This is a genomic window from Pedococcus sp. P2_E5 (assembly GCF_056403895.1).
The window spans coordinates 20162-43231 of record NZ_JBFUEP010000013.1; the positions used below are offsets into that span (position 1 = coordinate 20162).

Genomic DNA, 23070 nt, shown 5'->3' on the forward strand with positions numbered 1-23070 from the left:
TCGGGGGCCGGGTCAGGGACCGTTCAGGGTGAACCCTTGCTCCAACCGGTCAGACGGGCGGCGCCACGGCTGCCGCCTCCGCCTCCGCGGCTGCATCGGCGTCGGTCTTGTCGGCTGCGCCACGTTCGGAGTAGGCCGACCCGCCACGAAGCTCGACGTGGGGGAGCAGCAGCATCACGAGGAAGCCGAGCACCATCACCCCGGCACCCACGAGGAACACCAGGTCCATCGAGTCGGAGAAGCCCTGGAGGAACGGCTTGGCCAGCCTCGGGTCGAGGTGGTTGAGGAACGAGGAGTCCTTGAGCACGCTCCCGGCCGTCCCGCCGGCCTGACCGGCCGCCGACTGCAGTCCCTTGGCGAACTCGGCGTTGGCCGGGTCGGCCACGGCGGCCTGGAACTCCTTGGTGCCGGACGCGGTGGTGAGCGCCGAGGAGATGTTGTCGGGCACCGTGGAGAACAGGATCGACAGGAACACGGCGGTACCCAGGGTGCCACCGATCTGGCGTGTGAAGGTCGCCGACGCGGTCGCGACGCCGATCAGCCGTGGCGAGACGGCGTTCTGGACCGCCAGGGTGAGCGGCTGGAAGTTGAAGCCGAGCCCGAGCCCGAAGAAGACCATGACGATGCTCGTCTGCCACAGCGGCGTGTCCGCCTTGATGTAGTGGAAGACGAACAGCGAGACGGCCAGCAGGGCAGAGCCGATGATGGGGAACCTGCGGTAGCGCCCGGTGCGGCTGATGATCTGGCCCGACACGATCGAGCCGAACATGATGCCGAGGGTCAGCGGGAGCAGCAGCAGGCCGGCCTTGGTGGGAGAGGCTCCCTTGACGATCTGCAGGTAGAGCGGCAGCGAGGCGAGGCCACCGAACATGGCCATGCCGATGAGCACCGAGGCACCCGACGCCACGGCGACCGTGCGCTCCTGGAACAGCGTGAGGGGCAGCAGGGCCTCGTCCTTCATGGCGCGCTCGACGAGCAGGAAGGCGATCACCCCGAGCACTCCGACGACGTAGCAGGCGATCGACCGCCCGGAGCCCCAGCCCCAGTCGCGACCCTGCTCGGCGACGAGCAGCAGCGGCACGAGCCCGAAGCTCAGCGTCACCGCGCCCCACCAGTCGATCCGGTGGTCGAGGCGGGTGTGCTGCAGGTGCAGGGTGCGGGAGACGACGACCAGTGCGGCGATGCCGATCGGCACGTTGACGAGGAAGACCCAGCGCCAGCCGTCGACGCCGAAGATGCTGGACTGGCCGGCGAAGAACCCGCCGACGACCGGCCCGAGCACGCTCGACGTGGCGAACACCGCCAGGAAGTAGCCCTGGTACTTGGCCCGCTCCCGCGGCGGCACGATGTCGCCGATGATGGCCAGTGACAGCGAGAACAGGCCACCGGCGCCGAGGCCCTGGACGGCGCGGTAGAAGGCCAGCTGCAGCATCGACTCGGACAGCGTGCAGAGCACCGAACCGATGACGAAGATCGTGATCGCGGCCGAGAAGAACTTCTTGCGACCGTAGATGTCGCTGAGCTTTCCGTAGAGCGGCGTCACGATGGTCGAGGTGATCAGGTAGGCGGTGGTGGCCCACGCCTGCTCGTCGAGCCCCTTGAGGTCGTCGGCGATGGTGCGGATGGCCGTGGCCACGATGGTCTGGTCGAGTGCGGCGAGGAACATCCCCATCATCAGACCGATCAGGATCGTGACGATCTGCTTGTGGGCGAGGGGTCCCTCGGGACGGGCGGGGGCGGCGGCTGCCATGTCAGTTCTCCGTGGAAAGAGTGGAAAGAAGGGGGCTGGAAGGTGTGGCGCTGGAAGGTGTGGGCCTCGGTGGAGCCGGGGAGGCCGTGGGGCGGCGGGCGGTCAGCTGCTCGCGGAAGCCTTCGAGGTCGGCGCCGAACCGTTCCAGGTGCCCCGCGAAGTCGCTGGCCTCCTCGGCGGTCCAGTCGGCCATCAGCTCGCCGAACCATTCGGTCCGCTGCTGCTGGATGCCCGCGAGGAGGGCCTGACCCTCGTCGCTGAGGCGGACGACCTGGGCGCGGCCGTCGTCGGGGTCGCTGACCTTGTCGACGAGGCCGTGGGCCTCGAGGGTGCTCACCTGCCGGCTCACGGTAGAGACGTCGGAGTGGACGCACTCCGCGAGCGCCGAGACCCGACGCGGCTCGGCGGCCAGGTTGAACAGGATCGGGTAGGCGGTGGCGTCCACCGCGGGGTGGATGCGCGGCGCGTGCTGGCGCAGGGCCTGCAGGAGCTTCATCAGCCGGATCAGGCCGACGCTGACGCGCTCAGCCGTCTGCCGGTCGAGGTGGTGCGTGGACATGGGCGACCTAGGACGTGGGTGATCTAAACAGTTGCTTGCGACATACAAGTATCACGAGATGGTTGTGTGGTGCAAGCAACGAAACGCTCAGCAACGATCGTTCAGCGAAGGAGTCTCAGGGCACCAGGACGAGGTTCTCCAGCACGCGGCGGGCGACGTCCTCGTCGCCCTGCACGGTGAAGTGGATGTCCTCGAGCCCGCCGCGGCCCGCAGCCCGGCGGGTGAGGGCGTCCGTCGAGAGGGTGATCGTCGTGAACACGTCTTCGGGGTCCCCGTCGTGGGCGATGCCCGAGAACAGGGGTATGCCGCGCGGCTTGCCGTCGTCGCTGGCCTCCACCCACACGCCTGCGCGGCCGGCCACCGGACCCGTGCTGTCGATGATGACGACGTTGCCGGGCTCGATGCCGGCGGTGCGCGCCACCAGCTTGGGCAGCGAGGCGAAGAGGAGCTCCATGAACACGGTGGCGCCCCCGGAGTCGAGGTTGCCGGGCCGCCGCAGGGCCTGGCGGATGTCCTGCTCGTGGGTCCAGATGTCGAGGATCCGGGTGCGCAGGTTCTCGCCCGCGGGCGCCGGCCCCCAGGCGCCCCGCACGATGGTCTCGAGAGTCATGTCCGGCGCGCTGAACTGCTCCACGCGTTGCGCCGCAATGGTTTCCAGCTCGTTGACGACCTTGGCGCCCAGCATCGAGCGCCGCAGCTCCACCGACCGCTCGATGAACTTGCCGGCTTCATGGCGCACGTGGTCGTAGTCGGGCAGGTCGACGCGCGGCACGTCGCCGGTGTGCAGCCACGACTCCAGCCCGACGACGTGCGAGATCTGGTCCTTGACCGTCCAGCCGGGGCAGGCGGTCGGCAGGTCGAAGTCGGCATCCGAGCAGGACCGTCCCAGGTCGATGACGGCCTGCGTCGTCTGTTGGTAGGCCGTGACGAGTCCGGCCAGGTCTTCGGGTGCTGCCGGGTGCAAGGACATGACTCCACCATACTTAGGCTGTCGCCATGACCTCTCCCGTCGCCAGGACCGTGACGGCCCCACTGGCCCCACCGGCACCAGTGGGGCGGCTCCCGCTCCTGGCGCTCGTGTTCGCGGCCCTCGTGGCGCTGCCGCTGGCCGCCGTCATCGGCGAGGCCGCGACGGCCCCCGTCGTCGGCGATCCCGGGGGCTTCGTCCGGTGGGGCGTCCTCTACGCCCGGGTGGTCCACGACCTCGCCGCCGCGGTGACCGTGGGGCTGCTCCTCCACGCGGCATACCTCGTGCCGGAGACGACGCGCACGAACCGTCGGCTGACCGCCACCAGGCTCGCCGGGATCGCCGCCGGGCTGTGGGCGCTCGCCGGCGCCGCGGGCGCCGTGCTCGGGATGGCCGACCTGATCGGGGTCCCCCTCTCCGACCCGTCGTTCGGGCAGCAGTTCACGACCTTCGCCTGGCGGATCGAGCCGATCAGGGTCACGCTCATCACGGCCTGCGTCGCGGCGTTCGTCTCCGTCGTCGCCCTCGTCGTCACCAGCCGGGCCGCGATGGCGTGGCTCTCGCTGATCTCCGTGCTCGGCCTGCTGCCCCTCGCGCTCGCGGGCCACGCGGCCGGGGCGACCGACCACAGCACGGCCGTCAACGCGCTCGCCGTCCACCTCGTCGCGGTCACCGTCTGGGTCGGCGGACTGCTCGCGCTCGCGCTGCTGCGGCCGCTCCTGGGTGCCGACCTCCCGCCCACGGCGGCGCGCTTCTCGACGCTGGCCGGCTGGTGCTTCACGGCAGTGGCCCTCTCGGGCCTGCAGAGCGCGCTGGTCCGGGTGGGGTCGTGGAGCGACCTCGGCACCCGTTACGGCGTGCTGCTCATCGTCAAGACCGTGGCCCTCCTCCTGCTCGGGTATGCCGGGTGGCGCCACCGCCGTTCGCTGCTGGCGGGCCTCGAGCGGGGCAAGTCCACGGCCTTCGTCCGTCTCGTGGGTGCCGAGCTCGTCGTCATGGGCGTGGCCCTGGGAACAGCGGTCGCCTTGTCGCGCAGTGCTCCGCCGGTGCCGGACGTGCCGGTCGCCGACGCCTCACGGACGTTCGCGCTGACGGGATATCCCGACCCGGGACCGCTCGCCGGGTCCTCGTGGCTGACGACGTGGACGACCGACTGGCTCTGGCTGGGCCTCGCGGCCCTGGCCGTGGGCACGTACGTCGTGGGCGTCCTGCGACTGCGCCGCAGGGGCGATGCGTGGCCGATCCACCGGACGATCGTCTGGGTGCTGGGCTGGGCGGTCTTCGCCTACGCGACCTCTGGAGCGCCCGGCGTCTACGGTCGCGTGCTGTTCTCCATGCACATGGTCATGCACATGGTCATCGCGATGCTCGTACCGCTGCTGCTCGTGCCCGCAGCACCGATCCTGCTCGCCCTGCGCGCCCTGCCGGCCCGCACCGACAAGACGTGGGGGCCCCGCGAGGTCGTCCYCCAGGTGGTGCAGTCGCGACTGCTGAAGGTGGTCGCCAACCCGGTCGTGGCGGCGGCCCTGTTCTTCTTCAGCCTCGCGATCTTCTACTACTCGCCGCTGTTCGAGCTGGCCCTGCGCACCCACACCGGGCACGTCCTGATGGTGGTGCACTTCCTGCTCACCGGCTACCTCTTCGCCTGGGTGCTCATCGGCATCGATCCCGGCCCCAGGAAGTGGCCGCCGATCATGCTGCTCGTCGTGCTGTTCGCGACCATGTCGTTCCACGCGTTCTTCGGCGTCGTCATGACCGGCAGCACGACGGTGCTCGCCCCCGACTTCTTCGAGGTGCTCAAGCTGCCCTGGATGACCGACGTGCTCGGCGACCAGCGCGAGGCGGGCGCCATCGCCTGGGGCATCGGCGAGGCCCCGACTGTCATCCTCACCCTGCTCGTCGCGATGGCGTGGGTCCGCAGCGACCGCGCCGAGACCAAGCGCAAGGACCGCCAGGCCGACCGCGACGGGGATGCGGAGCTGGCCGCCTACAACGCACACTTGCAAGAGCTGAAACGAAGAGAAGATCAACGACGCAACGACCAGCGACGAGACGAGGGGCGCCAGTGAGCGTGCGGGATGCGGTGCTGCGAGTTGCCGTGGTCCAAGTGGCGTACGGCGATGACGAACCCATGTCGGAGCGCATCACGCGCGTCGCGGACCTCGTGCGCGCGCAGGCCGGACACGACCTCGTCGTCCTGCCCGAGCTCTGGGCGCCGGGCGGGTTCTCCTACCGCGAGTGGGATGCGCGCGCCCAGCCCGTCGACGGTCCGATCGGTGCCGCGATGTCGGCGGCGGCCCGTGACGCCGGGGTCATGCTGCACGCCGGATCCATCGTCGAGCGCCCTGAGTCGGGAGAGGTCGGCTCGGACGGCCATGGGCTCTGGAACACCTCGCTGGTCTACGCCGCGGACGGAAGTCTCGTCGCGGCATACCGCAAGATCCATCGGTTCGGCTTCGGCTCGGGCGAGCCGAAGCTGATGGACGCGGGCGAAGAGATCGTGCTGGTCGACCTGCCTGGCGAACGATCCGGCGATGGCGAGGCAGAGGCGCCCGCCACCCACCGGGCCGGGCTCTCGACCTGTTACGACCTGCGGTTCCCCGAGCTCTACCGGCGCCAGCTCGACGCGGGCGCCACGGTCTTCGTCATCCCGGCAGCATGGCCCGCGGCGCGCGTGCGGCACTGGACCCTGCTGGCCCACGCACGCGCCATCGAGAACCAGTGCGTCGTCATCGCCTGCAACACCGCCGGAACCCACGCGGGCACCCCGATGGGCGGCCACTCGCAGGTCATCTCGGCGACCGGCGAAGCCCTCGCCATGGCCGGCAGCGGCGAGGAGGTGCTCAGCGTCGAGGTGGACCTGGATGCGGTGACCACCTGGCGCGAGCAGTTCCCCGTCCTGCGCGACCGGCGGCTGAAGGATTCCCTGTGACCCGAGCTGCTGTGACACGAGGGGCCCGGCTGCGCGCGCCCGAACTGGTCGGACGCGGGTGGCTGAACACCGGCGGCGAGCCGGTGGCGTTGGCCGACCTGCGCGGCCGGATCGTGGTGCTCGACTTCTGGACGTTCTGCTGCGTCAACTGCCTGCACGTCCTCGACGAGCTCCGCCCGCTGGAGGAGAAGTACGCGGATTCCCTTGTCCTCATTGGGGTTCACTCCCCGAAGTTCGAGCACGAAGCCGACCCTGATGCCCTCGCCGCGGCGGTCGAGCGGTACGCCGTGCACCACCCGGTCCTCGACGATCCCGACCTCGTGACCTGGCAGGCCTACACCGCCCGCGCGTGGCCAACCCTGGTCGTCATCGACCCCGAGGGCTACATCGTCGCCTCGATGTCGGGCGAAGGGCACGGCCACGGCCTGTCCGTCCTCGTCGAGGAGCTGATCGCCGAGCACGGTGCCCGAGGCACCCTGCGCCTGGGCGAATCGCCGTATTCCGCGCCGGCGCCTGCCGAGACCGCGCTCCGGTTCCCCGGCAAGACAGCAGTCCTGCCGGACGGCTCGTTCCTCGTCTCCGACACGGCGCACCACGAGGTCGTGTGGCTCGAGTCCGACCTGGAGACCGAGCGCCGACGTTTCGGTAGAACGAGTAGCGCACTGACCGAACCGCGCGCACTGGCCGAACCGCGCGTGCTGAACGAGCCGCAGGGGCTGCTCGTCCTTCCGGCGGACACGGCGGCTCGGGTCGGGTACGACGTGGTCGTCGCGGACTCGGTCAACCACCGGATCCTGGGCCTGCGGCTCGCCGACGGCGCGTGGACGGTGCTGGCCGGGACGGGCCGCCAGCTGCGCGAACGGTCCGGCAGCGGCCCGGCCCTCAAGCAGGATCTCTCGACGCCGTGGGACCTGGCCTGGTTCATCGGCCGGGTCGTCATCGCGATGGCGGGCACCCACCAGCTGTGGGCGTTGCACCTGGCCACCGACCCGGCCGACAACACGGTCGCCGTGCTCGGGGGGACCTCCGCGGAAGGGATCCGCGACGGCGCGGCCGACGAGGCGTGGTTCGCCCAGCCGTCCGGGCTCGCAGTGTCGGAGGACGGCTCTCGTCTGTGGGTCGCCGACTCCGAGACCTCCGCGCTGCGATCCCTCGACGTCACCGACGAAGGGTTCGTCGTCACGACCCACGTCGGTCAGGGCCTGTTCGACTTCGGCCACCGCGACGGGCCCGCCGACCAGGCGCTGCTCCAGCACCCGCTCGGGGTCACGGTGCTGCCGGACGGCTCTGTGGCCATCAGCGACACCTACAACGGTGCGATCCGCCGGTTCGACCCGGCAGCCCGCGAAGTCAGCACCCTGGCGACCGGCCTGCGCGAGCCCTCCGACGCCGTGGTCGAGCTGCACGATCAGTCTCGCGCGCGTCTGGTCGTCGTCGAGTCGGCGGCCCACCAGCTCGTGCGGATCCCGCTGCCTGACAAGGCCCAGCGCGTGGACGGCCTCGCGCACCAGACCCAGCGCCCCCGCACCGAGGTCGCGCCGGGCCCGGTGACCCTGACGGTGAACTTCACCCCGCCCACCGGGCAGAAGCTCGACTTCCGGTGGGGCGATCCGACCCGGCTGATGGTGTCGTCGACTCCCGACGGCCTGCTCCGCGAGGGGGCCGGCAGCTCCGAAGGCCTGACGCGGACGCTGACCCTCGACCCCGCGGCCGGCGACGGAGTGCTGCACGTCTCGGTCCAGGCGGCATCGTGCGACGGCGACCCCGAGACCGGTGAGGTGCCCGAACACGCCGCCTGCCACCTCTACCAACAGGACTGGGGCCTCCCCGTGGTGCTGGTCGAAGGCGCCACCACCGAACTGACCCTGGACCTGCGCGGCGTCTGACGCCACGGCGCCCAGACGTCCGGCCTCGCATCCCTTGGTTGGCCCCCGAAATCCTGCTCCACGGCCTACGCTCGGGCCACCGGCCCGCTCCGTGCGGGCCGCTGCGAAGGGGTGGGCGACATGTGGTGGCTGCTGGCAGTGGTTGTCGTGATCGGGGTCCTCGCCTGGGTGCTGCAGCGCCGTGGCGCGACGTTCGACGGACAAGACGACCGCGGGGATGCGGGACGCCCGCCCGAGTCGTTCAAGATCCCCGGCGCAGGCGGGGGCAACTCCGGCGGCTTCGGCAGCTGAGGCCGAGCCTCTCGACGGGCTCGCCCACGCTGGATCCACCCGGATCATCGTCACCTGACCCCACCTCGGCTTCATGTCCGTAGGGCGAAGGTGACGCACTTCTTCCCCCGGTCGTCGGTGTCGATCTGTTGTGAGTAGCGCGGGTCGTGGATCCTGCGATGGTGGTGTCCGCAGACCGGAACTGCCAGCGCCAGATCCGTCCGACCACCGCTCGCCCACGGATCCTCATGATGGAGCTCGGACCAGGCGTAGGGCCGATCACAGCCCTGCGCCGCGCAGCTGTCGTACGTCGTGGCGAGGGCGACCCGCTGGGCCTCGGTGAAGAACCGCTCCTGGCGACCGAGGTCGAGCGGCACCGACCGACCACCCAGGACCGCCGGGATGATGCCGGCATTGCAGGCCAGTCGCCGGGCCTCTCCGGCTGAGACATCCTGCCCCGTGTCGAGGTGCGCCGCCCCGACCGCCGCCTTGAGCTTGTCGTGGTCGATGGTGACCACCACCGTGGCTGCGACCTTGCCGCTGAGCGTGTCGGTGGGGAGGTGCTCGAGCAGCTCGACGAACGCCGTGCCGTAGCGGTGCGCCCAGTCACCCCCCGTCTGGAAAGCGTCCCAGGTGGCTGCCGCGACGTCCTCAGCCGTGGTGGCGCCCGCCGCCTTGGCCGCTTTGGCGGCCTGCTGGGCGAACCGACGCGGGGACGCGATCTGCTGCACGGTCTTGGCAAGGATCGACGCGGCGAGAGTGGGCAGCGTGAAGTGGCCGGTCGTCGTGCCGTCGCCGTTGTGGTGCCACGTCAGTCGCGCCTTGGCCAGCGCCGCGTCTTCCTCGGTGCGCAGCACCCGGTCCTCGTGGGCGTCGACCTCCACTTGAGAACGCTGCGCGACCGACAGGATCCTCCGGCCCTCCTTGCGCAGGGTGCCGGGGTCGACCAGCTTGGCTCGTCGCACGAGATCTGCCTCGATCGTGGCCCGCTCCTGCGGACTCACGCCGCCAGGGAGCTGTGCGGTGGCTGTTGCGATCACGTGGGCATGCTCGGTGGAGACGTCTCCCGCGGCCAACGCCTCACGGGTGGCGGCAAGGTCGTTGTCGAGTGCCGTCGCGAGCCGCACGTCACGGGCCGCCTGACCTCCCTCGCGTCGCGTGCTGACCGCCAACCACGCGGAGGTGTCGGTCATTCCGGAGTCGGAGGCCACCTCGGACCGGTCTGCCTCGGCGACCAGCGACAGCCGCACTGCCTGCAACCGGGTGATCACCCGGTCCACCTCGCCCAGCGCGGCCGCCGCGGAAGCGCCGCCGATCACGTCGCCGGTGTGCACCTGATCCAACAGCTCGTCGATCTGGCGCAGCGCCTCGACCGTCCCGAGTGGGACGGTGCGGAGGGTGACTGCTGCGGACATATAGGCAACTATAGTCGAACACATGTTCGAACACAAGCACAATCCACAGAAGGGTGGCCAGAAAGGTGGTCAGGTCACGTGACCCGACCCGTCCGCAGAGCTGGCGAGGCGGCCATGATCTCCGGCATCCGCCAGGAGGCGGCCACCTGCAATGAACGCGAGGCGTTGTCGCAGGTCAGGGGCCTTTCGCCGGTAGAGTCAGGGCAACGGGTGACAAGTACCCGCAATCCCCCCAGGAGTGAGCATGTACATCGGAGTCGGCATCTTCCTGATCGTCGTCGGCGCGATCCTGACCTTCGCGCTCAATGCGTCCACCGACGTGGTCAACCTCGGCATGATCGGCTGGATCTGCATGGCCGCAGGCGTACTGGCCATCCTGCTGTCGCTGATCGTCACGCGCCGCACCACCACGGGCGCCGGCTACTCGTCGCGGCGCGTGAGCCACACAGACCCGGCCACCGGCACCCAGGTCGACGAGGTCGAGGTCGACCCGCGCGCCTGACCCGCACCACCTGCATCACCCGATCCACGACAGGGGCGGCACCGGAGCGATCCGGTGCCGCCCTTGTCATGCCTCACGACCCAGGGGAGAGCTCCCCTCCCAGCGCTCGTGCGTAGCCCTCGCGCCGGGGTAGTCCTCCCCATCGACGGCGGTCGCGTTCGTTCCTAGCTTCGTTGTCAGCAGCCGGTCCCGCGAAGGGGATGGCCCAGTTCCCAACAACGATGCAGGAGAACGAGATGCGCACCCTCAAGCTCAGCCAGAAGCCGGTCCGGATGGCCCTCGCCGGCGCCCTGGGCCTGTCCGTCGTCGCGGGGGGCGCGGCCATCGCCGATGCCGCCACCGGCACCGTCAGGACCAGCGCCGCCAGCCTCACCGTCCGCTCCGGTCCGGGCACGTCCTACAGCGCCGTGACCACCATCCCGAAGGGCACGAAGGTCACCATCAGGTGCCAGACCTACGGCTCGACCGTCAGGGGCACCTACGGCACCTCGAACATCTGGGACAAGATCGGCACCGGCAAGTTCGTCTCGGACGCCTACGTCTACACCGGTCGGGACGGCTTCGTCGCCCCCAAGTGCGGCGGCACCACCACCCCGCCCACGACCACGCCGTCCGGTGCGATCAAGGACGACTACCCCTACCGCGGCGCCACCTCGGGCGTCGACCCGTGGAACTTCTACAAGGGTCAGTGCACCTCGTTCGCCGCGTGGCGCGTCCGCCACAACCTCGGCGTCGGATTCTCCAACTCCTACAGGGGCCAGCACTGGGGCAACGCCAACCACTGGGACGACGCCGCCCGCGCCGCCGGCATCCCGGTCTACAAGTCCCCGAAGGTCGGTGACATCGCCGTCCGCAGCAGCGGCACCTGGGGCCACGTCGCCTACGTTGCCAAGGTCAACAGCGACGGCAGCTTCATGGTGGAGGAGTACAACCACGTGCGTTCCGACACCTACAGCTACCGCAAGGCCGCCCGCGGCACCGGCAGCGAGCAGTTCAGCGACTTCATCCGCTTCCCGCGGTAGCGGATAGCGGGATAGCGCGACATCCAAGTGTCCAGCTGATCCGAACTAGGTCCGTGCGCTCGGCCCCGGAGGGGTGGGCGGGACCACAGAGCAAGGTATGCCGAAGGGCTGGCTTCCAGGGGAAGCCAGCCCTTCGGTCGTGCCGGGACCACCCGGCATACCGCTGCTTTGGGAAACGCGCGGGGGGATGCGTCAGAACGCGGACTCGGGGACGTCCATCAGGGCGTTGTCGGTCGCCTCGGCGATCGCGCGCTCGGCCGCGATCTTGGGCAGCACGTTGCGCGCGAAGAACGACGCGGCAGCGATCTTGCCCTCGTAGAAGTCGCGGTCCTTGGCCGAAACCCCTTCTCCTTCAAGGGCCTTGGCAGCCACGGCCGCCTGGCGCAGGAGCAGCCAGCCGATGACGAGGTCGCCGGCGGACAGGAGCAGGCGCGAGGTGTTCTGGCCGACCTTGTAGAGGTTGGACAGCTCGCCACCCTCCTGGCGCGGGTCGGACTTCATGAGCTCGCCGACCATGTAGCCGATGATGCCCTGGACGTCCTCGAGGCCCGTGCCGAGCAGCTCGCGCTCGGCGTCGAGCCGCCCACCGCTGGCGCCGAGGTCCTTGGCGAACTCCTGGATCTGGAGGGCCACGTGCGAGAGGGCCTGTGCCTTGTCCTTGATGATCTTGCGGAAGAAGAAGTCCAGGCCCTGGATCGCGGTGGTGCCTTCGTAGAGCGTGTCGATCTTGGCGTCGCGGATGTACTGCTCGATCGGGTACTCCTGCAGGAAGCCGGAGCCGCCGAGGGTCTGCAGCGACTCGGTGCCGAGCAGCACCCAGGCGCGCTCGGAGCCGACGCCCTTGACGATCGGGAGCAGGAGGTCGTTGACCCGGTTGGCGATCTCGGCGGGGGAGCCCTCGGCGAGCTCCTCGGAGCCGCTCTCGAGGAAGGCCTGGTGGACGATGTCCTGCTGCGTCGCGGTGTACATGACGAGCGCGCGGAGGCCCTCGGCATAGGCCTTCTGCGTCATCAGTGAGCGACGCACGTCCGGGTGGTGCGTGATGGTCACGCGGGGCGCGGCCTTGTCGTTCATCTGGGTCAGGTCGGCGCCCTGGACGCGCTCCTTGGCGTAGTCCCGAGCGTTGAGGTAGGCCGTCGAGAGCGTCGAGATGGCCTTGGTGCCCACCAGCATCCGCGCGTGCTCGATGACGCGGAACATCTGGGCGATGCCGTCGTGGGTGTCTCCGAGCAGGGTGCCGACTGCCGGCTCCTTGTCGCCGAAGGTGATCTCGCAGGTCGTCGAGACCTTGAGACCCATCTTGTGCTCGAGGTTGGTGACGTTGGCGCCGTTGCGCTCGCCGAGCTCACCGGTCTCGAGGTCGATCTGGAACTTCGGGACGATGAACAGCGACAGACCCTTGGTGCCCTCGCCGGCGCCCTCGGGGCGGGCCAGCACGAAGTGGATGACGTTGTCGGTCATGTCGGACTCGCCGGAGGTGATGAACCGCTTGACCCCGGTGACGTTCCAGGTGCCGTCGGCGTTCTCGCTGGCCTTGGTGCGCCCTGCGCCGACGTCGGAGCCGGCGTCGGGCTCGGTCAGCACCATCGTGCAGTGCCAGCCCTTCTCGACGATCCAGTGGGCGAGCTTCTTCTGCTCGTCGTTGCCCAGGATGTAGAGCAAGTTCGCGAACGAGTAGGACGCCGCGAACATGGCGATCGCCGGGTTGGCGCCGAGCACCATCTCGTTCATGGCCCACTTCAGGCTCGGCGGGGCGACGGTGCCGTCCAGCTCGCGCGGGACGTCGATGTTCCAGAACCCGGAGTCGACGTAGGCCTGGTAGCTCTTCTTGAACGACTCGGGCATGGTCACCGAGTAGGTCTTGGGGTCGTAGACCGGCGGGTTGCGGTCGGCGTCGGCGAACGACTCGGCCAGCTCGTTCTCGGCCAGCCGCGCGACCTCCTTCAGCATCTCCTTGGCGGTGTCTGCATCGACATCGGCGTAGGGGCCGGTGCCCAGCACGTCGCCGCGGCCGAAGACCTCGAAGAGGTTGAACTCCAGGTCGCGCAGGTTGCTCTTGTAGTGGCCCATGTCGGGGAACCCTCCGAGTGATGACTTGTGGTCGACCGACCCTTACCGGCCGGTAACTTCCATGGTGCTACCGGTGGGTAACAATTGCAACCCCTCTGTGGGATTCCCCACCAAACGGATGACGTATGCCGGGTGCCCCCGCTGACGCGGCGCGCGGGGACGGGCACGGCATACTCACGTGGTGTGACCGAGGAACCCCAGACGCAGCCTTCGAGCCAGCCGAGCAACGCGGTCGTCCGCGCCCGGGCCGACCTCGACGCCGGGCGGGAGTGGAAGGCGCGCGAGCGCCTCGTGGGTCACCTGGCGGGCGAGTTCGACGCCGAGGCGCTGGAGCTGCTGGGCGAGGTCAACTACGCGATGCGTGACCTACCGGCGGCGGGCGCTGCCTGGTTCGGCACCGCCCGACGCGGCAAGGACGTGGACGAGGCGGTCGAGGCCTGGCGGGAACGCCATGGCGACCACTTCGCCCAGATGTGGAGCAGCCTGCCCCGGTCGGTGCGCGAGCAGGAGGGCAACAAGCGGGTGGACGCGCTGCGGCGACGGGCTGAGCAGGCCAACACGCCCGTGTCCTCGACCGGCTCCCCGCGGCCGCCGGGCGCTGGATCGGGGGGCGCGGGGTCGGGGGCTGCGGGGTCGGCCAACGGCTCCTCCGGTGAAGGTGGTCCGGATGCGGCCACGGTCATCGCGGTGGCGCTGGCCGGGCTGTTCGTGGTGTGTGCGGTCATCGGCCTCGTGACCCTCCTGGGCTGGCTGGTCCCCGGCTGATGGGTTCGGGGTTCGGGGCAGGGCCCGGGTCCCTCGCAGGGACCAGCGTGCGGGAGGCACTCGTAGCCGAGGTGGCTGCCCGCGTGCCTGCGCCCGTCGGGTCGGACTGTGTGCGGGTGGGGGTCGACGGCGTCGATGGTGCGGGAAAGACCACCTTTGCCGCCGAGCTGGCCTCGGCCCTGCGCGAGCAGGGTCGTCCGGTGGTGGAGTTCTCCGTCGACGGGTGGCACCGGGTACGAGCGGAACGCCATGCCCGGGGCCGGCAGTCGCCCGAGGGCTTCTGGCTGGACTCGTACGACTACCCGCGCCTGGTCCAGGAGGCCCTGGGTCCGCTGGGACCCGGGGGCTCGCGGCGGTTCCGGCCCGCCGGGCACGACGTGCGCACCGACGAGGTGCTCCGGACGGACTTCGTCGAGGCTCCCGAGGGTGTGGTGGTCGTGGTCGACGGGCTCTTCCTGCACCGGGCCCAGCTGGAGGGCTGCTTCGAGTTCACCGTGTTCGTCGACGTACCGTTCGAGGTCTCGGTAGCGCGGATGGCTGTGCGCGATGGGTCGCCTCCGGATCCCTCCCACCTCGAGCTGCGGCGCTATGTCGAGGGACAGCGGCTCTACTTCGCCGAGCGGTCCCCCTGGTCACGGGCCGACGTCGTCGTCGACAACACCGACCTGGCCCAGCCCCTCCTGGTGCCAGCCGGGCAACTGGCCCGCGCGAATTCTCGGCGCGAGTAGTCGGCGTGGGTGCGCCCCTCTGTCGGTGGCTCCTGTCACTCTCGACCCATGGACAACACCTCGGATGTGCTGCTGTTGCACGCGGTCCAGGCCTGGTGTGACGAGTGCCAGGGCGAGCGGATCCTCGTGCCCGTGATCGACGACCTGCCCGGCGGCTTCTGCTGCACGGTCTGCGACACGGCTGTCTTCTCGGCGCTCGACGACCTGCCTGCCGTCGCCGCCCTGCGCCGCTCCGCCTGACCCGCACGCGAGGGCTCACCCAGCACAGGTTGCTCGTTCGTGGACACGTTGCAACCTGTCCGCCCTCCAGCAACCTGTGCTGGCAAAGGTTGCTGGACCGGGCCGGGTCAGCCGGGGCTGCCGAAACGCGCGAGGTGGTGCCAGACCTTCTTGACGTCCTGCGGGTCGTGGCGGCCACTGGCGACGGCAGCGCCGATGACCGCCGGGTCGAGGTGGCTGTCGACGGCGACCTGCTCGGCGACATCGACGATGTGGGCGCCGCGGTACTCGGGGTTGGCGCGGACGATCGCGAGGTCGAGCCGGAAGCCTCCGTGCCACTCGACCTCGCACGGCAACCCTTCCGCGTCCGACTCGACCGAGGTCCCCCGGAAGACCGGGTCGAGGACGAGGGCCTCGACGTCGGTGGCCAGGTCGATGATGCCGTGGACGTGAGCCTCGACGTAGTTGTCGAGGTCTTCGGTCGTCCCCGTCTCCCAGTCGTAGTCGGCGGCGGGCGTGAGGTCGAGGTGGGTCGCGGTGCCGAAGTGCTCGGGCTGGTACACCGAGTCGGGGTAGCAGAAGGTGGTGCGCGCGAGCGTGTGGGCCGCGAGTCGCAGGTGGGCCGAACCAAAGCGTGGCGCGCCACCGACGGGGCTCCGCCGGTGGTTGAGGGCTCCGTACTTGGGCCGTTCCTGCGCCGGGGCGTCGTCGTAAGCGCCGCCGAAGATGCGCTGCTCCCAGACCCACCGGTTGCCGCCGGGGTGCGCCGTCAGCCCGCCGTTGCCGGTGCCCGTCTCGAACTGGTTGCGATAGCGCCCGTCGCGCGCCATGGCCCGCAAGATCGGTATGCCGCGATGCTGGCGGTCGGGGTGGAAGTTCAGCGTCACGCGCAGTGCGGGGTCGATGGGCGCACCGAGCGCCCCTGCCTGGACGTGGGCCACGGCAGCCTCGGCCCACGGCGACAGACCACGCATGGCCAGACCCTCTCACGGTCTGGTTCCGGCGGTTCCCTTAGGCGCCGAGGCGGCCGAGCGCGGTGCCCAGGATCCGGGCGGCGTCGGGGAAGGCGGCCGGGTTGGGCCCGCTGTAGTTGAGCCGCAGGTACGCCCCCGCGGGTTCGGCCGGGAACCACTCGGTCCCCGGGGCGATGAGGACGCCGTCGCGCTGGCAGTCCGCCGCGAGCCGCTCGAGGTCCGTCCCGTCCGGGAGACGGACCCACAGGTTGAGGCCGCCCCTCGGCACGTGCTCGACGTGGGCCTGCGGGGCGTGCTCGTGGAGGCTGTCGAGCAGGAGGTCACGGCGGGCTCGGAGCTGGTCGCGGACGCTGCGCAGGTGGGTTTGCCACGCGGGCTGGGTCACCACGTCGAGAGCCGCCGCCTGGAGGAGGCCGCTGACATACATCGAGTCGGCTCCGCGGTCGGCGAGGATGCGTTCCCGCGCCGGCCCGCGAGCGATGACGGCCGCGATGCGCAGCGCCGGAGACACGCTCTTGGTCAACGAGCGCAGGTAGATCACGTGTCCCGAATCATCATGCGCAGCAACGGGTCTAGGGGTCGTGCTGATGCCGAAGTCGTGCGCCCAGTCGTCCTCGACGAGGAACGCGCCGTGGTCGCGGACGACGTCGAGCACCTGCTCGGCGCGCTCGGTCGACCACTGCGCGCCGGTGGGGTTCGCGTAGTTGGGCTGCGCGTAGAACACCCTGGCCCCGCTCTCCTCGAACGCCCGCGCGAGCTCGTCCAGATCTGGCCCGTCGGATCCGGACGGCACCGGGACGACCCGCACCCCGGCCTGGGCTGCGGCGGTGATGGCACCCCAGTAGGTGGGCGACTCCATGAGCACTGGCTGTCCGCCGGCCACGAGCGCGCGGAACACCGAGCTCAGCCCGCTCTGGCTCCCGGGCAGCACGATGACATCGCTCGCGGCCGGTGGCGTGACGCCGACCGGGCTCGCGGCGCCGAGCTCGTGCGCGAACCACGACTGCAGGTCAGGGAGGCCGGCCGCCGGGGGTCGCGACGTGGCCGTGTCGCCGCGCACCGCCCTGGTGAGGGCCGCCCGCACGAGCCGCTCCGGCAGCAGCTCCCGCTCGGGGTAGCCGGAGTGCAGGGCGATGACGTCGTTGGGCGCGCTGCGCATGGCGGTGGAGACGGCCTGGCCGCGCGACTGGGGGGCGCGCAACGCGGCCGTCTGCCAGCCGTAGTCCGAGGGTCGTGCCGTGCGGACCGCCCGCACGAAGGTCCCCACTCCGGGCCGGGCCTCGACGAGCCCCTGCGTCGTGAGCTCCCGCAAGGCCTTCTGGACGGTGACCGGGCTGGCGTGGTGGTGGTCGACCAGTGCCCGCGTCGAAGGCAGGCGCGCACCGGGCGGAGCGCTCGCGATCCAGTCACGGAGGGTCGCAGCAATCCGCGAACTGCTATCGTTGTCCATGACGCAGCATAGTAGCGCTACTCTGATTTCTCGCACCGCGGTACCCTCCGCGCCGCTGGCGGGGTTGATGTGGGGCCTCGTCGGAGTAGCAGCCTTCTCGTTCACCGTCCCCTTCACGCGAGTGGCGGTCGGTGCGCTTTCTCCCTTGTTCATCGGGTCGGGTCGTGCGGTGGTCGCGGCCGTGCTGGCCGGCGCCGCTCTCGCCATGACCCGCCAACGTATGCCGCGTGGTCGCCAGTGGGTGCGGCTCGCGGTCGTGGGCGGCGGAGTGGTCGTCGGCTTCCCGCTGTTGACGTCGTTCGCCCTGACGACCGCACCCGCGAGCCATGGGGCCGTCGTCATCGCGCTGCTGCCGGCTGCGACCGCGACGATGGCCGTGCTCCGCGGTCACGAGCGTCCGCCGGTGGTCTTCTGGGTCATCGCCGTGGTGGGCGCGGTCGCGGCGATGGGCTTCGCGTCGGCCCAGTGGGGTGGCCTCGGCCAGCTGCGGTGGTCGGACCTGATGCTCTTCGGCGCGGTCGTGGCTGCGGCGATCGGCTATGCCGAGGGCGGCCTGCTCGCGCGCGAGCTCGGCGCGTGGCAGACGGTGTTGTGGGCGCTCGTGCTCTGCTCGCCGCTCATGGTGTTCCTGGCGGCGCTGTCCGCGTCCCAGCGACCACCGTCGGGGACCACGGCGCAGTGGGCCGCGTTCGCCTACCTGGGCGTCGTCAGCATGTTCCTGGGCTTCTTCGCCTGGTACCACGGCCTGGCGATCGGACCCATGGCCCAGGTGAGCCAGGTGCAGCTCGTCCAGCCGGTGCTGTCGATCGCCTGGGCGGGACTGCTGTTGGGGGAGGACCTGACCTGGACCACGATCGTCGGTGGTCTGGTCGTCGTCCTGTGCGCCGGTGCTGCCGTCCGGGTGCGGCTCGGCGGAGAGCGGGCGGTGCCCGTCCCCGCCATGCCCGTCCCCGCCGTGCCCGTCCCGGTGGTGCCGGCTGACCCCGCGGTGGCCGCCGGCCGGCATACCAGCTGGGGGCGCGTCGTGGCCACGGGCGGACGGGCCGTGGAGGAGGGAGACTGACGCCCATGTACGTCCCGCACTTCAACGCCCTGGACGACGCCGAGGCCATCCGCCGGATGGTCGCGGAGATCGGCTCGGCGCAGCTGGTCAGCGTCGGCCCGGACGGGTACCCGCTGGCGACCCTGCTCCCAGTCGTCTGGCACGGCGACACCGTCATCGCCCACCTGGCGCGCGCGAACCCGCACTGGAAGGCCATCGGCGCCGATGAGCCTGTCCTGCTGGTCGTCACCGGTCCGCAGGCCTACATCTCGCCGTCCTGGTACGCCAGCAAGGCCGAGCACGGCAGGGTCGTGCCCACGTGGAACTACTCGGTGGTCCAGCTCAGCGGGCGGGCGACGGTGCACGACGACCCCGCGTGGGTCCGCGGAGCCGTGGACGAGCTCGTCGAGCGGCACGAGGGTCACCGGGAAGCGCCGTGGCGCAGCGCCGATGCGCCGGAGAAGTACCTCCAGGGACAGCTGCGGGCGATCGTGGGTGTCGAGATCTCCGTCGAGCGGGTGGAGGCCAAGGCCAAGCTCAGCCAGAACCGTTCCGACGAGGACCGGGCAGGTGTGGTGGACGGCCTGCTGCACGAGGACTCTCGCGAGGCTGAAGCCGTGGCCGGCCAGATGCGGGCGACGGGGTCCTAGGTCGCCAACTGCCGGTACCCGCCGCTCAGGACTGCCGGTACCCGCCGCTCTGGACTCCGGTACCCGATCACCTCAGCCGGCGAGGCCGGCCAGCCCGGCGAACCCTGCCAGCCCGGGACCGGTGTGCGTCGCCAGGCGCTGGCGGGCGTCGTCCAGTTCCGCCGATGCGGGCTGTCCGGGCGGGATCCGCGCCGGGTTGAGCCAGACCTGGTTGCACCACTCCCTGATGTCCTGCTCGGCCATGAAGGACATGCCGGCCCGGGTGCCCAGGACGTTCATCTTCGCCCACTCCGCCATCGAGTTGCCGTAGGGCGACGGCGGGCAGAGCCGGTTCTTCTCGTCGTCGTCATCGCGGGTTGCCTCGACGTACCCGACGAGTGCCGCCCCGAAGCACGGGAAGCCGGCCCTGATCGCCTGCAGGGTGATGTCCTCGGGACGCCAGACGGGAACGAGTGGTGGGTACTTCAACCCGTCCGCCGCACAGTGCACGACGAGGGCGTCCTCCGCGACGGCGACCGATCCGTCGGCGAAGGAGAGCTTCCCCCGGTCGACCGTCTTGAGGTGCCCGCGTCGGACGACGTTCTCGAGGGTGCGGAGCTGCTCGAGCTCCCACATGGCGAGGGTCGGGGCCTTGGCCATCGTCGGCAGGACCGTGGTGTCGATCCGCAACATGATGCCGGCCGCCTCAAGTCGGAGGAACAGGTCGTCGAGCGAGGTCGCCTCGGCCGCAGCCTGCATGGTGTCGGCGGCCATGCCGAGGAAGATCGCGGGATTCGGCTGGACCACGGCCCGGTTGATCATCCACGGGTCGCGTGGCCGCACCCAGCAGATCGCGTCGGGGTCGACACCGCGTGACAGCAACCAGATGCAGGCGTCCGTCGCGGTCTTGCCCGACCCGGCGACGACGTACTGGCTCGGAGCCTCGTCCAGTCGCGCCAGGTCGTTGACCGGCAGGACCCGGGCGTCGTCGGCGACGTCGAACGGCGCCGGCTTCTCCGCAGGGATGCTGGGGGCCAGGTAGTGGGCGTTGACGATGCGGCACCCCTCGGGCACCTCGAACCGTTCACCCGAGATGCGCGAGACGACCCCGCGGTCGGCGACGTACTCGCAGTTGGGGAAGAACTCCACCTTGCCCGACTCCACCATCCGGTCGAGCATGCGGGCGTAGTAGGCGCAGATCTCCGACTGGGTGGCTCGTTCCTGAAGACCCGCCTCGGGACCACGCTGCTGCAGCTGGCCTCCCCCGAGCAGGGTCGAGGCGACGCCGTAGAACGCGGAGGACTGGTGCAGGCGCACGAAGGGGTACGCCTCGAGCCAGTGCCCGCTGACGCCGTGGCGACGGTCGACCAGGGCCACGCGGACGTCGGCGTGGTCGATGAGCGCGTCGGTGAATGCCATCCCCATGGCACCGGCCCCGACGACGAGATAGTCAGCGTCGATAGTGCGCATCATGAATCCACGCTGCCACGGTCCCGGGCGGCGCGTCTATGGACCGCATGGGGGGTATGTCGTGCGAGCGCGCCTTCGCGCCGCGGCATACCGAGGTGGGCCCCAGCGGGGCCGCTGGCACGCCCCGGGATGTGCCGAACCCAGAAGTGGGATAGTCCTTCTCCATACACGGAAGGCTGATCAATGAGGTCGTGGCGCAAGTCCGAGGCCGGCTCGCTCGCCAGGATCTACGCCTGGCTGGTGGTCAGGCTCCGCTGGTTCGTCGTGGTGGGGTGGGCGGCCGGCGCGATCGCGGCCGCCGTGTGGCTCCCGGCCACCACCCCCAACGCGGACCTGGGCGGGTTCGCGCCACCCAACAGCCGCGCCATCGCGACGGAGACCGCGTCGGCCAAGGCCTTCGGGTTCCCGGTCCTGTCGCGCACCCTGCTGGTCCAACGGGAAGAGCAGGGTCTGTCGCAGGCAGCGCAGCAGCGAGTGGTCCAGCGCGCGGTAGCCGTCGCCAAGCGCACGATCGGTGACGTCGGCCCCATCGTGGCGGTCGTGCCCATCGCCAACACCCAGGGCGCCTTCCCGTCGTCGTCGGAGCAGGGCACCACGGCCCTGAGCTACGTCTTCACCAAACCGGGTACGACCTTCGGCGACGAGGTGGCCGCCGCGGGCAGGTTCGGCCAGCAGCACGTGAACCAGCCCGATGACCACCTCGTGGGGGTCACGGGGACGGTTCCCGCGCAGCTGGCGCAGTCGAAGATCCTCTACGACCACCTGCTGCTGCTCGAGGGCGCAACGCTGGTGGCGGTCATCGGGATCGTCGCCCTCAAGTTCCGCTCGGTCGTCGCCCCGCTCGTGGCGCTGGTGACGGCTGCGGCGTCGTACTTCCTGGCCGTCCGCGTCACCAACTACGCCGGCGGGTTCGTGGAGGGCGGTGCGCCCGAGGAGCTCAAGCCGCTGGTGCTCGCGCTGGTGCTGGGCATCGTGACGGACTACGCCATCTTCTACCTCTCCAGCATGCGCACCGGCCTCGAGGATGGCCTGGACAAGCTGACTGCGGCCAAGGCCTCGGCCTCACAGACCGGCCGGATCGTCCTGGTCGCCGGGATCGCGGTGGCGGCCGGCAGTGCGGCGATGCTGGTGGCGAAGTCGGGCTTCTTCCGCGCGTTCGGACCAGTGCTGTCGCTGTCGGTGCTGTCCGCGGTCGTCGTCTCGCTGACCTTGTTGCCGGCGCTCATGGCGATCTTCGGTCGCGCGCTGTTCTGGCCGACCCGGCCGAAGCGGAGCCGCAACCTCCGTCTGGCGCGTGCTGCCGCCCGGGTGCTGACCGTCAGGGTGGTGGCGCTGGTCCTCGGAGGGGCCTGCGTGCTCGGGCTGGCGGCGCTCTCCGTCGACGCGGGGCGCCTCCACCTGGGCGTCTCCTTCGTCGCCTCGCTCCCCGCCGACAGCAAGCCGCACGTGGCCGCGCAGGCGGCGTCCTCGGGCTTCGCGCCCGGGATCGTCGGGCCGACCGAGCTGCTGCTCCAAGGCAGCGGCGTCGGAACCGACCGGGACAAGCTCACCCGCCTCGGTCAGGAGCTGGGGAAGCAGCCGGGGGTTGCCGGTGTCCTGAGCCCCAACGCGCTGCCGGACGAGGTGGTGCGGGGTGCCCTGGTGACCAAGAGTGGCGACGCCGCTCGGCTCCTCGTGATCCTCGACCACGACCCCCTGGGGCCCACGGCGATCCGCGACCTGAACCACCTGTCGTCGGCCATGCCAGGACTGCTGCAGCGGGCCGGGCTGGAGGGCGCCCGATTTGGCTTGGCGGGAGACACCGCCGTGGCCAGCGAGCTCGTGGCAGCGACCAATGCCGACCTTCGCCGGATCGCGGTCGCGGTGCTGCTCGTGAACCTGGTCCTGCTCATGGTCTTCCTGCGTGCCGTCGTCGCGCCTGTGCTGCTGCTCGCCTGCAGTGTGCTTGCCCTCGCGGCGTCGCTGGGTTGTCTCACGCTGGTCTTCCAGGACCGGCTGGGCCACGAGGGTGTGGCGTTCTACGTTCCCTTCGCGGCCTCGGTGCTGCTCCTGTCCCTGGGTTCCGACTACAACATCTACGGGGTCGGTCACGTCTGGACCCGGGCCAACCACACGACGCTGCGCAAGGCGATCGCGGAGCGGATCCCGGAGACGTCCGGCGCCATCACCGCGGCCGGCATCACCCTGGCGGCGAGCTTCGGGATGCTTGCGCTGATCCCGCTGCGGCAGTTCCGCGAGCTGGCATTCGTCATGGGGCTGGGCGTGCTCATCGACGCGCTGGTCGTGCGGACCATCCTGGTGCCGGCGCTGCTCACGCTGCTGGGCGACTTCAGCGCGTGGCCGCGAAAGCTCAAGGGCGCGGCGGTCGCTCAAGAGGCCGCGGACCAGGAGGAGCGGGCCGCCGAGCCGAGCCGCTAGAG

At 70.5% G+C, this 23070-nt stretch carries 19 protein-coding genes and 1 pseudogene; 12 read left to right on the forward strand and 8 right to left on the reverse strand.

Annotated features, from left to right (window positions below):
* Positions 1 to 49: 49 nt before the first annotated feature.
* From AC1DVZ_RS06030 to AC1DVZ_RS06040, 3 genes are all read right to left on the reverse strand, one after another.
* Positions 50 to 1750, reverse strand: a complete 1701-nt coding sequence (locus AC1DVZ_RS06030) for an MDR family MFS transporter (protein ID WP_477617274.1) — start codon at positions 1748 to 1750, stop codon at positions 50 to 52.
* Position 1751: 1 nt separating this feature from the next.
* A complete protein-coding gene (locus tag AC1DVZ_RS06035; protein WP_477617275.1) occupies positions 1752 to 2309 on the reverse strand; it encodes a MarR family winged helix-turn-helix transcriptional regulator in 558 nt (185 codons plus the stop codon).
* A gap of 115 nt (positions 2310 to 2424) precedes the next feature.
* Complete coding sequence (locus AC1DVZ_RS06040; protein ID WP_477617276.1) at positions 2425 to 3279, reverse strand: maleylpyruvate isomerase family mycothiol-dependent enzyme; 855 nt, start codon at positions 3277 to 3279, stop codon at positions 2425 to 2427.
* A gap of 26 nt (positions 3280 to 3305) precedes the next feature.
* Here AC1DVZ_RS06040 and AC1DVZ_RS06045 point away from each other — a divergent pair, with 26 nt between their 5' ends.
* From AC1DVZ_RS06045 to AC1DVZ_RS06060, 4 genes are all read left to right on the forward strand, one after another.
* On the forward strand, positions 3306 to 5345 hold the full coding sequence (locus AC1DVZ_RS06045) for a bifunctional copper resistance protein CopD/cytochrome c oxidase assembly protein (RefSeq protein ID WP_477617277.1): 2040 nt from the start codon (positions 3306 to 3308) through the stop codon (positions 5343 to 5345).
* Positions 5346 to 5362: 17 nt separating this feature from the next.
* Complete coding sequence (locus AC1DVZ_RS06050; RefSeq protein ID WP_477617320.1) at positions 5363 to 6208, forward strand: carbon-nitrogen family hydrolase; 846 nt, start codon at positions 5363 to 5365, stop codon at positions 6206 to 6208.
* Positions 6205 to 8094 (forward strand): thioredoxin-like domain-containing protein, encoded by a 1890-nt coding sequence (locus AC1DVZ_RS06055; protein ID WP_477617278.1) that lies wholly within the window; start codon positions 6205 to 6207, stop codon positions 8092 to 8094. Before AC1DVZ_RS06050 ends, AC1DVZ_RS06055 begins: the two co-directional genes overlap by 4 nt.
* Before the next feature lie 120 nt (positions 8095 to 8214).
* The gene (locus tag AC1DVZ_RS06060; protein WP_477617279.1) at positions 8215 to 8385 is read left to right on the forward strand and encodes a hypothetical protein; all 171 of its coding nucleotides are present in this window, start codon (positions 8215 to 8217) and stop codon (positions 8383 to 8385) included.
* A gap of 71 nt (positions 8386 to 8456) precedes the next feature.
* Here the strand turns inward: AC1DVZ_RS06060 and AC1DVZ_RS06065 are convergent, their stop codons facing one another.
* Positions 8457 to 9779, reverse strand: coding sequence for an HNH endonuclease signature motif containing protein (locus AC1DVZ_RS06065; protein ID WP_477617280.1), 1323 nt, complete (start codon positions 9777 to 9779; stop codon positions 8457 to 8459).
* A 244-nt stretch (positions 9780 to 10023) separates the two neighbouring features.
* Here AC1DVZ_RS06065 and AC1DVZ_RS06070 point away from each other — a divergent pair, with 244 nt between their 5' ends.
* Both AC1DVZ_RS06070 and AC1DVZ_RS06075 read left to right on the forward strand, forming a co-directional pair.
* Positions 10024 to 10281: a DUF6458 family protein gene (locus AC1DVZ_RS06070; RefSeq protein WP_477617281.1), complete on the forward strand. Its 258-nt coding sequence runs from the start codon at positions 10024 to 10026 to the stop codon at positions 10279 to 10281.
* Positions 10282 to 10517: 236 nt separating this feature from the next.
* On the forward strand, positions 10518 to 11303 hold the full coding sequence (locus tag AC1DVZ_RS06075; RefSeq protein WP_477617282.1) for a CHAP domain-containing protein: 786 nt from the start codon (positions 10518 to 10520) through the stop codon (positions 11301 to 11303).
* A gap of 192 nt (positions 11304 to 11495) precedes the next feature.
* On the opposite strand, the gene AC1DVZ_RS06080 is transcribed toward AC1DVZ_RS06075, so the two are convergent.
* Positions 11496 to 13373: an acyl-CoA dehydrogenase gene (locus tag AC1DVZ_RS06080; RefSeq protein ID WP_477617283.1), complete on the reverse strand. Its 1878-nt coding sequence runs from the start codon at positions 13371 to 13373 to the stop codon at positions 11496 to 11498.
* 183 nt (positions 13374 to 13556) lie between these two features.
* Here AC1DVZ_RS06080 and AC1DVZ_RS06085 point away from each other — a divergent pair, with 183 nt between their 5' ends.
* The 3 genes from AC1DVZ_RS06085 to AC1DVZ_RS06095 all read left to right on the forward strand — a co-directional run bounded on the left by AC1DVZ_RS06085 (position 13557) and on the right by AC1DVZ_RS06095 (position 15106).
* On the forward strand, positions 13557 to 14138 hold the full coding sequence (locus AC1DVZ_RS06085; protein ID WP_477617284.1) for a DUF6584 family protein: 582 nt from the start codon (positions 13557 to 13559) through the stop codon (positions 14136 to 14138).
* Positions 14139 to 14221: 83 nt separating this feature from the next.
* Positions 14222 to 14866, forward strand: coding sequence for a nucleoside/nucleotide kinase family protein (locus AC1DVZ_RS06090; RefSeq protein WP_477617285.1), 645 nt, complete (start codon positions 14222 to 14224; stop codon positions 14864 to 14866).
* Between the two features lie 48 nt (positions 14867 to 14914).
* A complete protein-coding gene (locus AC1DVZ_RS06095; protein ID WP_477617286.1) occupies positions 14915 to 15106 on the forward strand; it encodes a hypothetical protein in 192 nt (63 codons plus the stop codon).
* Between the two features lie 107 nt (positions 15107 to 15213).
* Here AC1DVZ_RS06095 and AC1DVZ_RS06100 read toward each other — a convergent pair whose 3' ends face one another.
* Both AC1DVZ_RS06100 and AC1DVZ_RS06105 read right to left on the reverse strand, forming a co-directional pair.
* On the reverse strand, positions 15214 to 16059 hold the full coding sequence (locus AC1DVZ_RS06100) for a DUF3626 domain-containing protein (protein WP_477617287.1): 846 nt from the start codon (positions 16057 to 16059) through the stop codon (positions 15214 to 15216).
* A gap of 37 nt (positions 16060 to 16096) precedes the next feature.
* Entirely contained in the window at positions 16097 to 17509 is a 1413-nt protein-coding gene (locus AC1DVZ_RS06105) for an aminotransferase-like domain-containing protein (RefSeq protein ID WP_477617288.1), read from the reverse strand.
* On the opposite strand from AC1DVZ_RS06105, the pseudogene AC1DVZ_RS06110 reads away from it, so the two are divergent.
* Positions 17508 to 18419: pseudogene (locus tag AC1DVZ_RS06110) on the forward strand (DMT family transporter); the annotation flags it as partial. The gene AC1DVZ_RS06105 and the pseudogene AC1DVZ_RS06110 sit on opposite strands and share 2 nt — an antisense overlap.
* Before the next feature lie 158 nt (positions 18420 to 18577).
* Positions 18578 to 19201 (forward strand): FMN-binding negative transcriptional regulator, encoded by a 624-nt coding sequence (locus tag AC1DVZ_RS06115; RefSeq protein WP_477617289.1) that lies wholly within the window; start codon positions 18578 to 18580, stop codon positions 19199 to 19201.
* Between the two features lie 72 nt (positions 19202 to 19273).
* On the opposite strand, the gene AC1DVZ_RS06120 is transcribed toward AC1DVZ_RS06115, so the two are convergent.
* Positions 19274 to 20653, reverse strand: a complete 1380-nt coding sequence (locus tag AC1DVZ_RS06120) for a pyridine nucleotide-disulfide oxidoreductase (RefSeq protein ID WP_477617290.1) — start codon at positions 20651 to 20653, stop codon at positions 19274 to 19276.
* A 180-nt stretch (positions 20654 to 20833) separates the two neighbouring features.
* On the opposite strand from AC1DVZ_RS06120, the gene AC1DVZ_RS06125 reads away from it, so the two are divergent.
* Positions 20834 to 23068: an MMPL family transporter gene (locus tag AC1DVZ_RS06125; protein ID WP_477617291.1), complete on the forward strand. Its 2235-nt coding sequence runs from the start codon at positions 20834 to 20836 to the stop codon at positions 23066 to 23068.
* Positions 23069 to 23070 lie beyond the last annotated feature (2 nt).

Coding starts and splice junctions, on each gene's coding strand:
- AC1DVZ_RS06030 (WP_477617274.1), bottom strand. CDS start 1,750: ATGGCAGCCGCCGCCCCCGCCCGTCCCGAGGGACCCCTCGCCCACAAG.
- AC1DVZ_RS06100 (WP_477617287.1), bottom strand. CDS start 16,059: ATGCGTGGTCTGTCGCCGTGGGCCGAGGCTGCCGTGGCCCACGTCCAG.
- AC1DVZ_RS06095 (WP_477617286.1), top strand. CDS start 14,915: ATGGACAACACCTCGGATGTGCTGCTGTTGCACGCGGTCCAGGCCTGG.
- AC1DVZ_RS06035 (WP_477617275.1), bottom strand. CDS start 2,309: ATGTCCACGCACCACCTCGACCGGCAGACGGCTGAGCGCGTCAGCGTC.
- AC1DVZ_RS06075 (WP_477617282.1), top strand. CDS start 10,518: ATGCGCACCCTCAAGCTCAGCCAGAAGCCGGTCCGGATGGCCCTCGCC.
- AC1DVZ_RS06040 (WP_477617276.1), bottom strand. CDS start 3,279: ATGTCCTTGCACCCGGCAGCACCCGAAGACCTGGCCGGACTCGTCACG.
- AC1DVZ_RS06070 (WP_477617281.1), top strand. CDS start 10,024: ATGTACATCGGAGTCGGCATCTTCCTGATCGTCGTCGGCGCGATCCTG.
- AC1DVZ_RS06080 (WP_477617283.1), bottom strand. CDS start 13,373: ATGGGCCACTACAAGAGCAACCTGCGCGACCTGGAGTTCAACCTCTTC.
- AC1DVZ_RS06105 (WP_477617288.1), bottom strand. CDS start 17,509: ATGGACAACGATAGCAGTTCGCGGATTGCTGCGACCCTCCGTGACTGG.
- AC1DVZ_RS06065 (WP_477617280.1), bottom strand. CDS start 9,779: ATGTCCGCAGCAGTCACCCTCCGCACCGTCCCACTCGGGACGGTCGAG.
- AC1DVZ_RS06060 (WP_477617279.1), top strand. CDS start 8,215: ATGTGGTGGCTGCTGGCAGTGGTTGTCGTGATCGGGGTCCTCGCCTGG.
- AC1DVZ_RS06115 (WP_477617289.1), top strand. CDS start 18,578: ATGTACGTCCCGCACTTCAACGCCCTGGACGACGCCGAGGCCATCCGC.
- AC1DVZ_RS06120 (WP_477617290.1), bottom strand. CDS start 20,653: ATGATGCGCACTATCGACGCTGACTATCTCGTCGTCGGGGCCGGTGCC.
- AC1DVZ_RS06125 (WP_477617291.1), top strand. CDS start 20,834: ATGAGGTCGTGGCGCAAGTCCGAGGCCGGCTCGCTCGCCAGGATCTAC.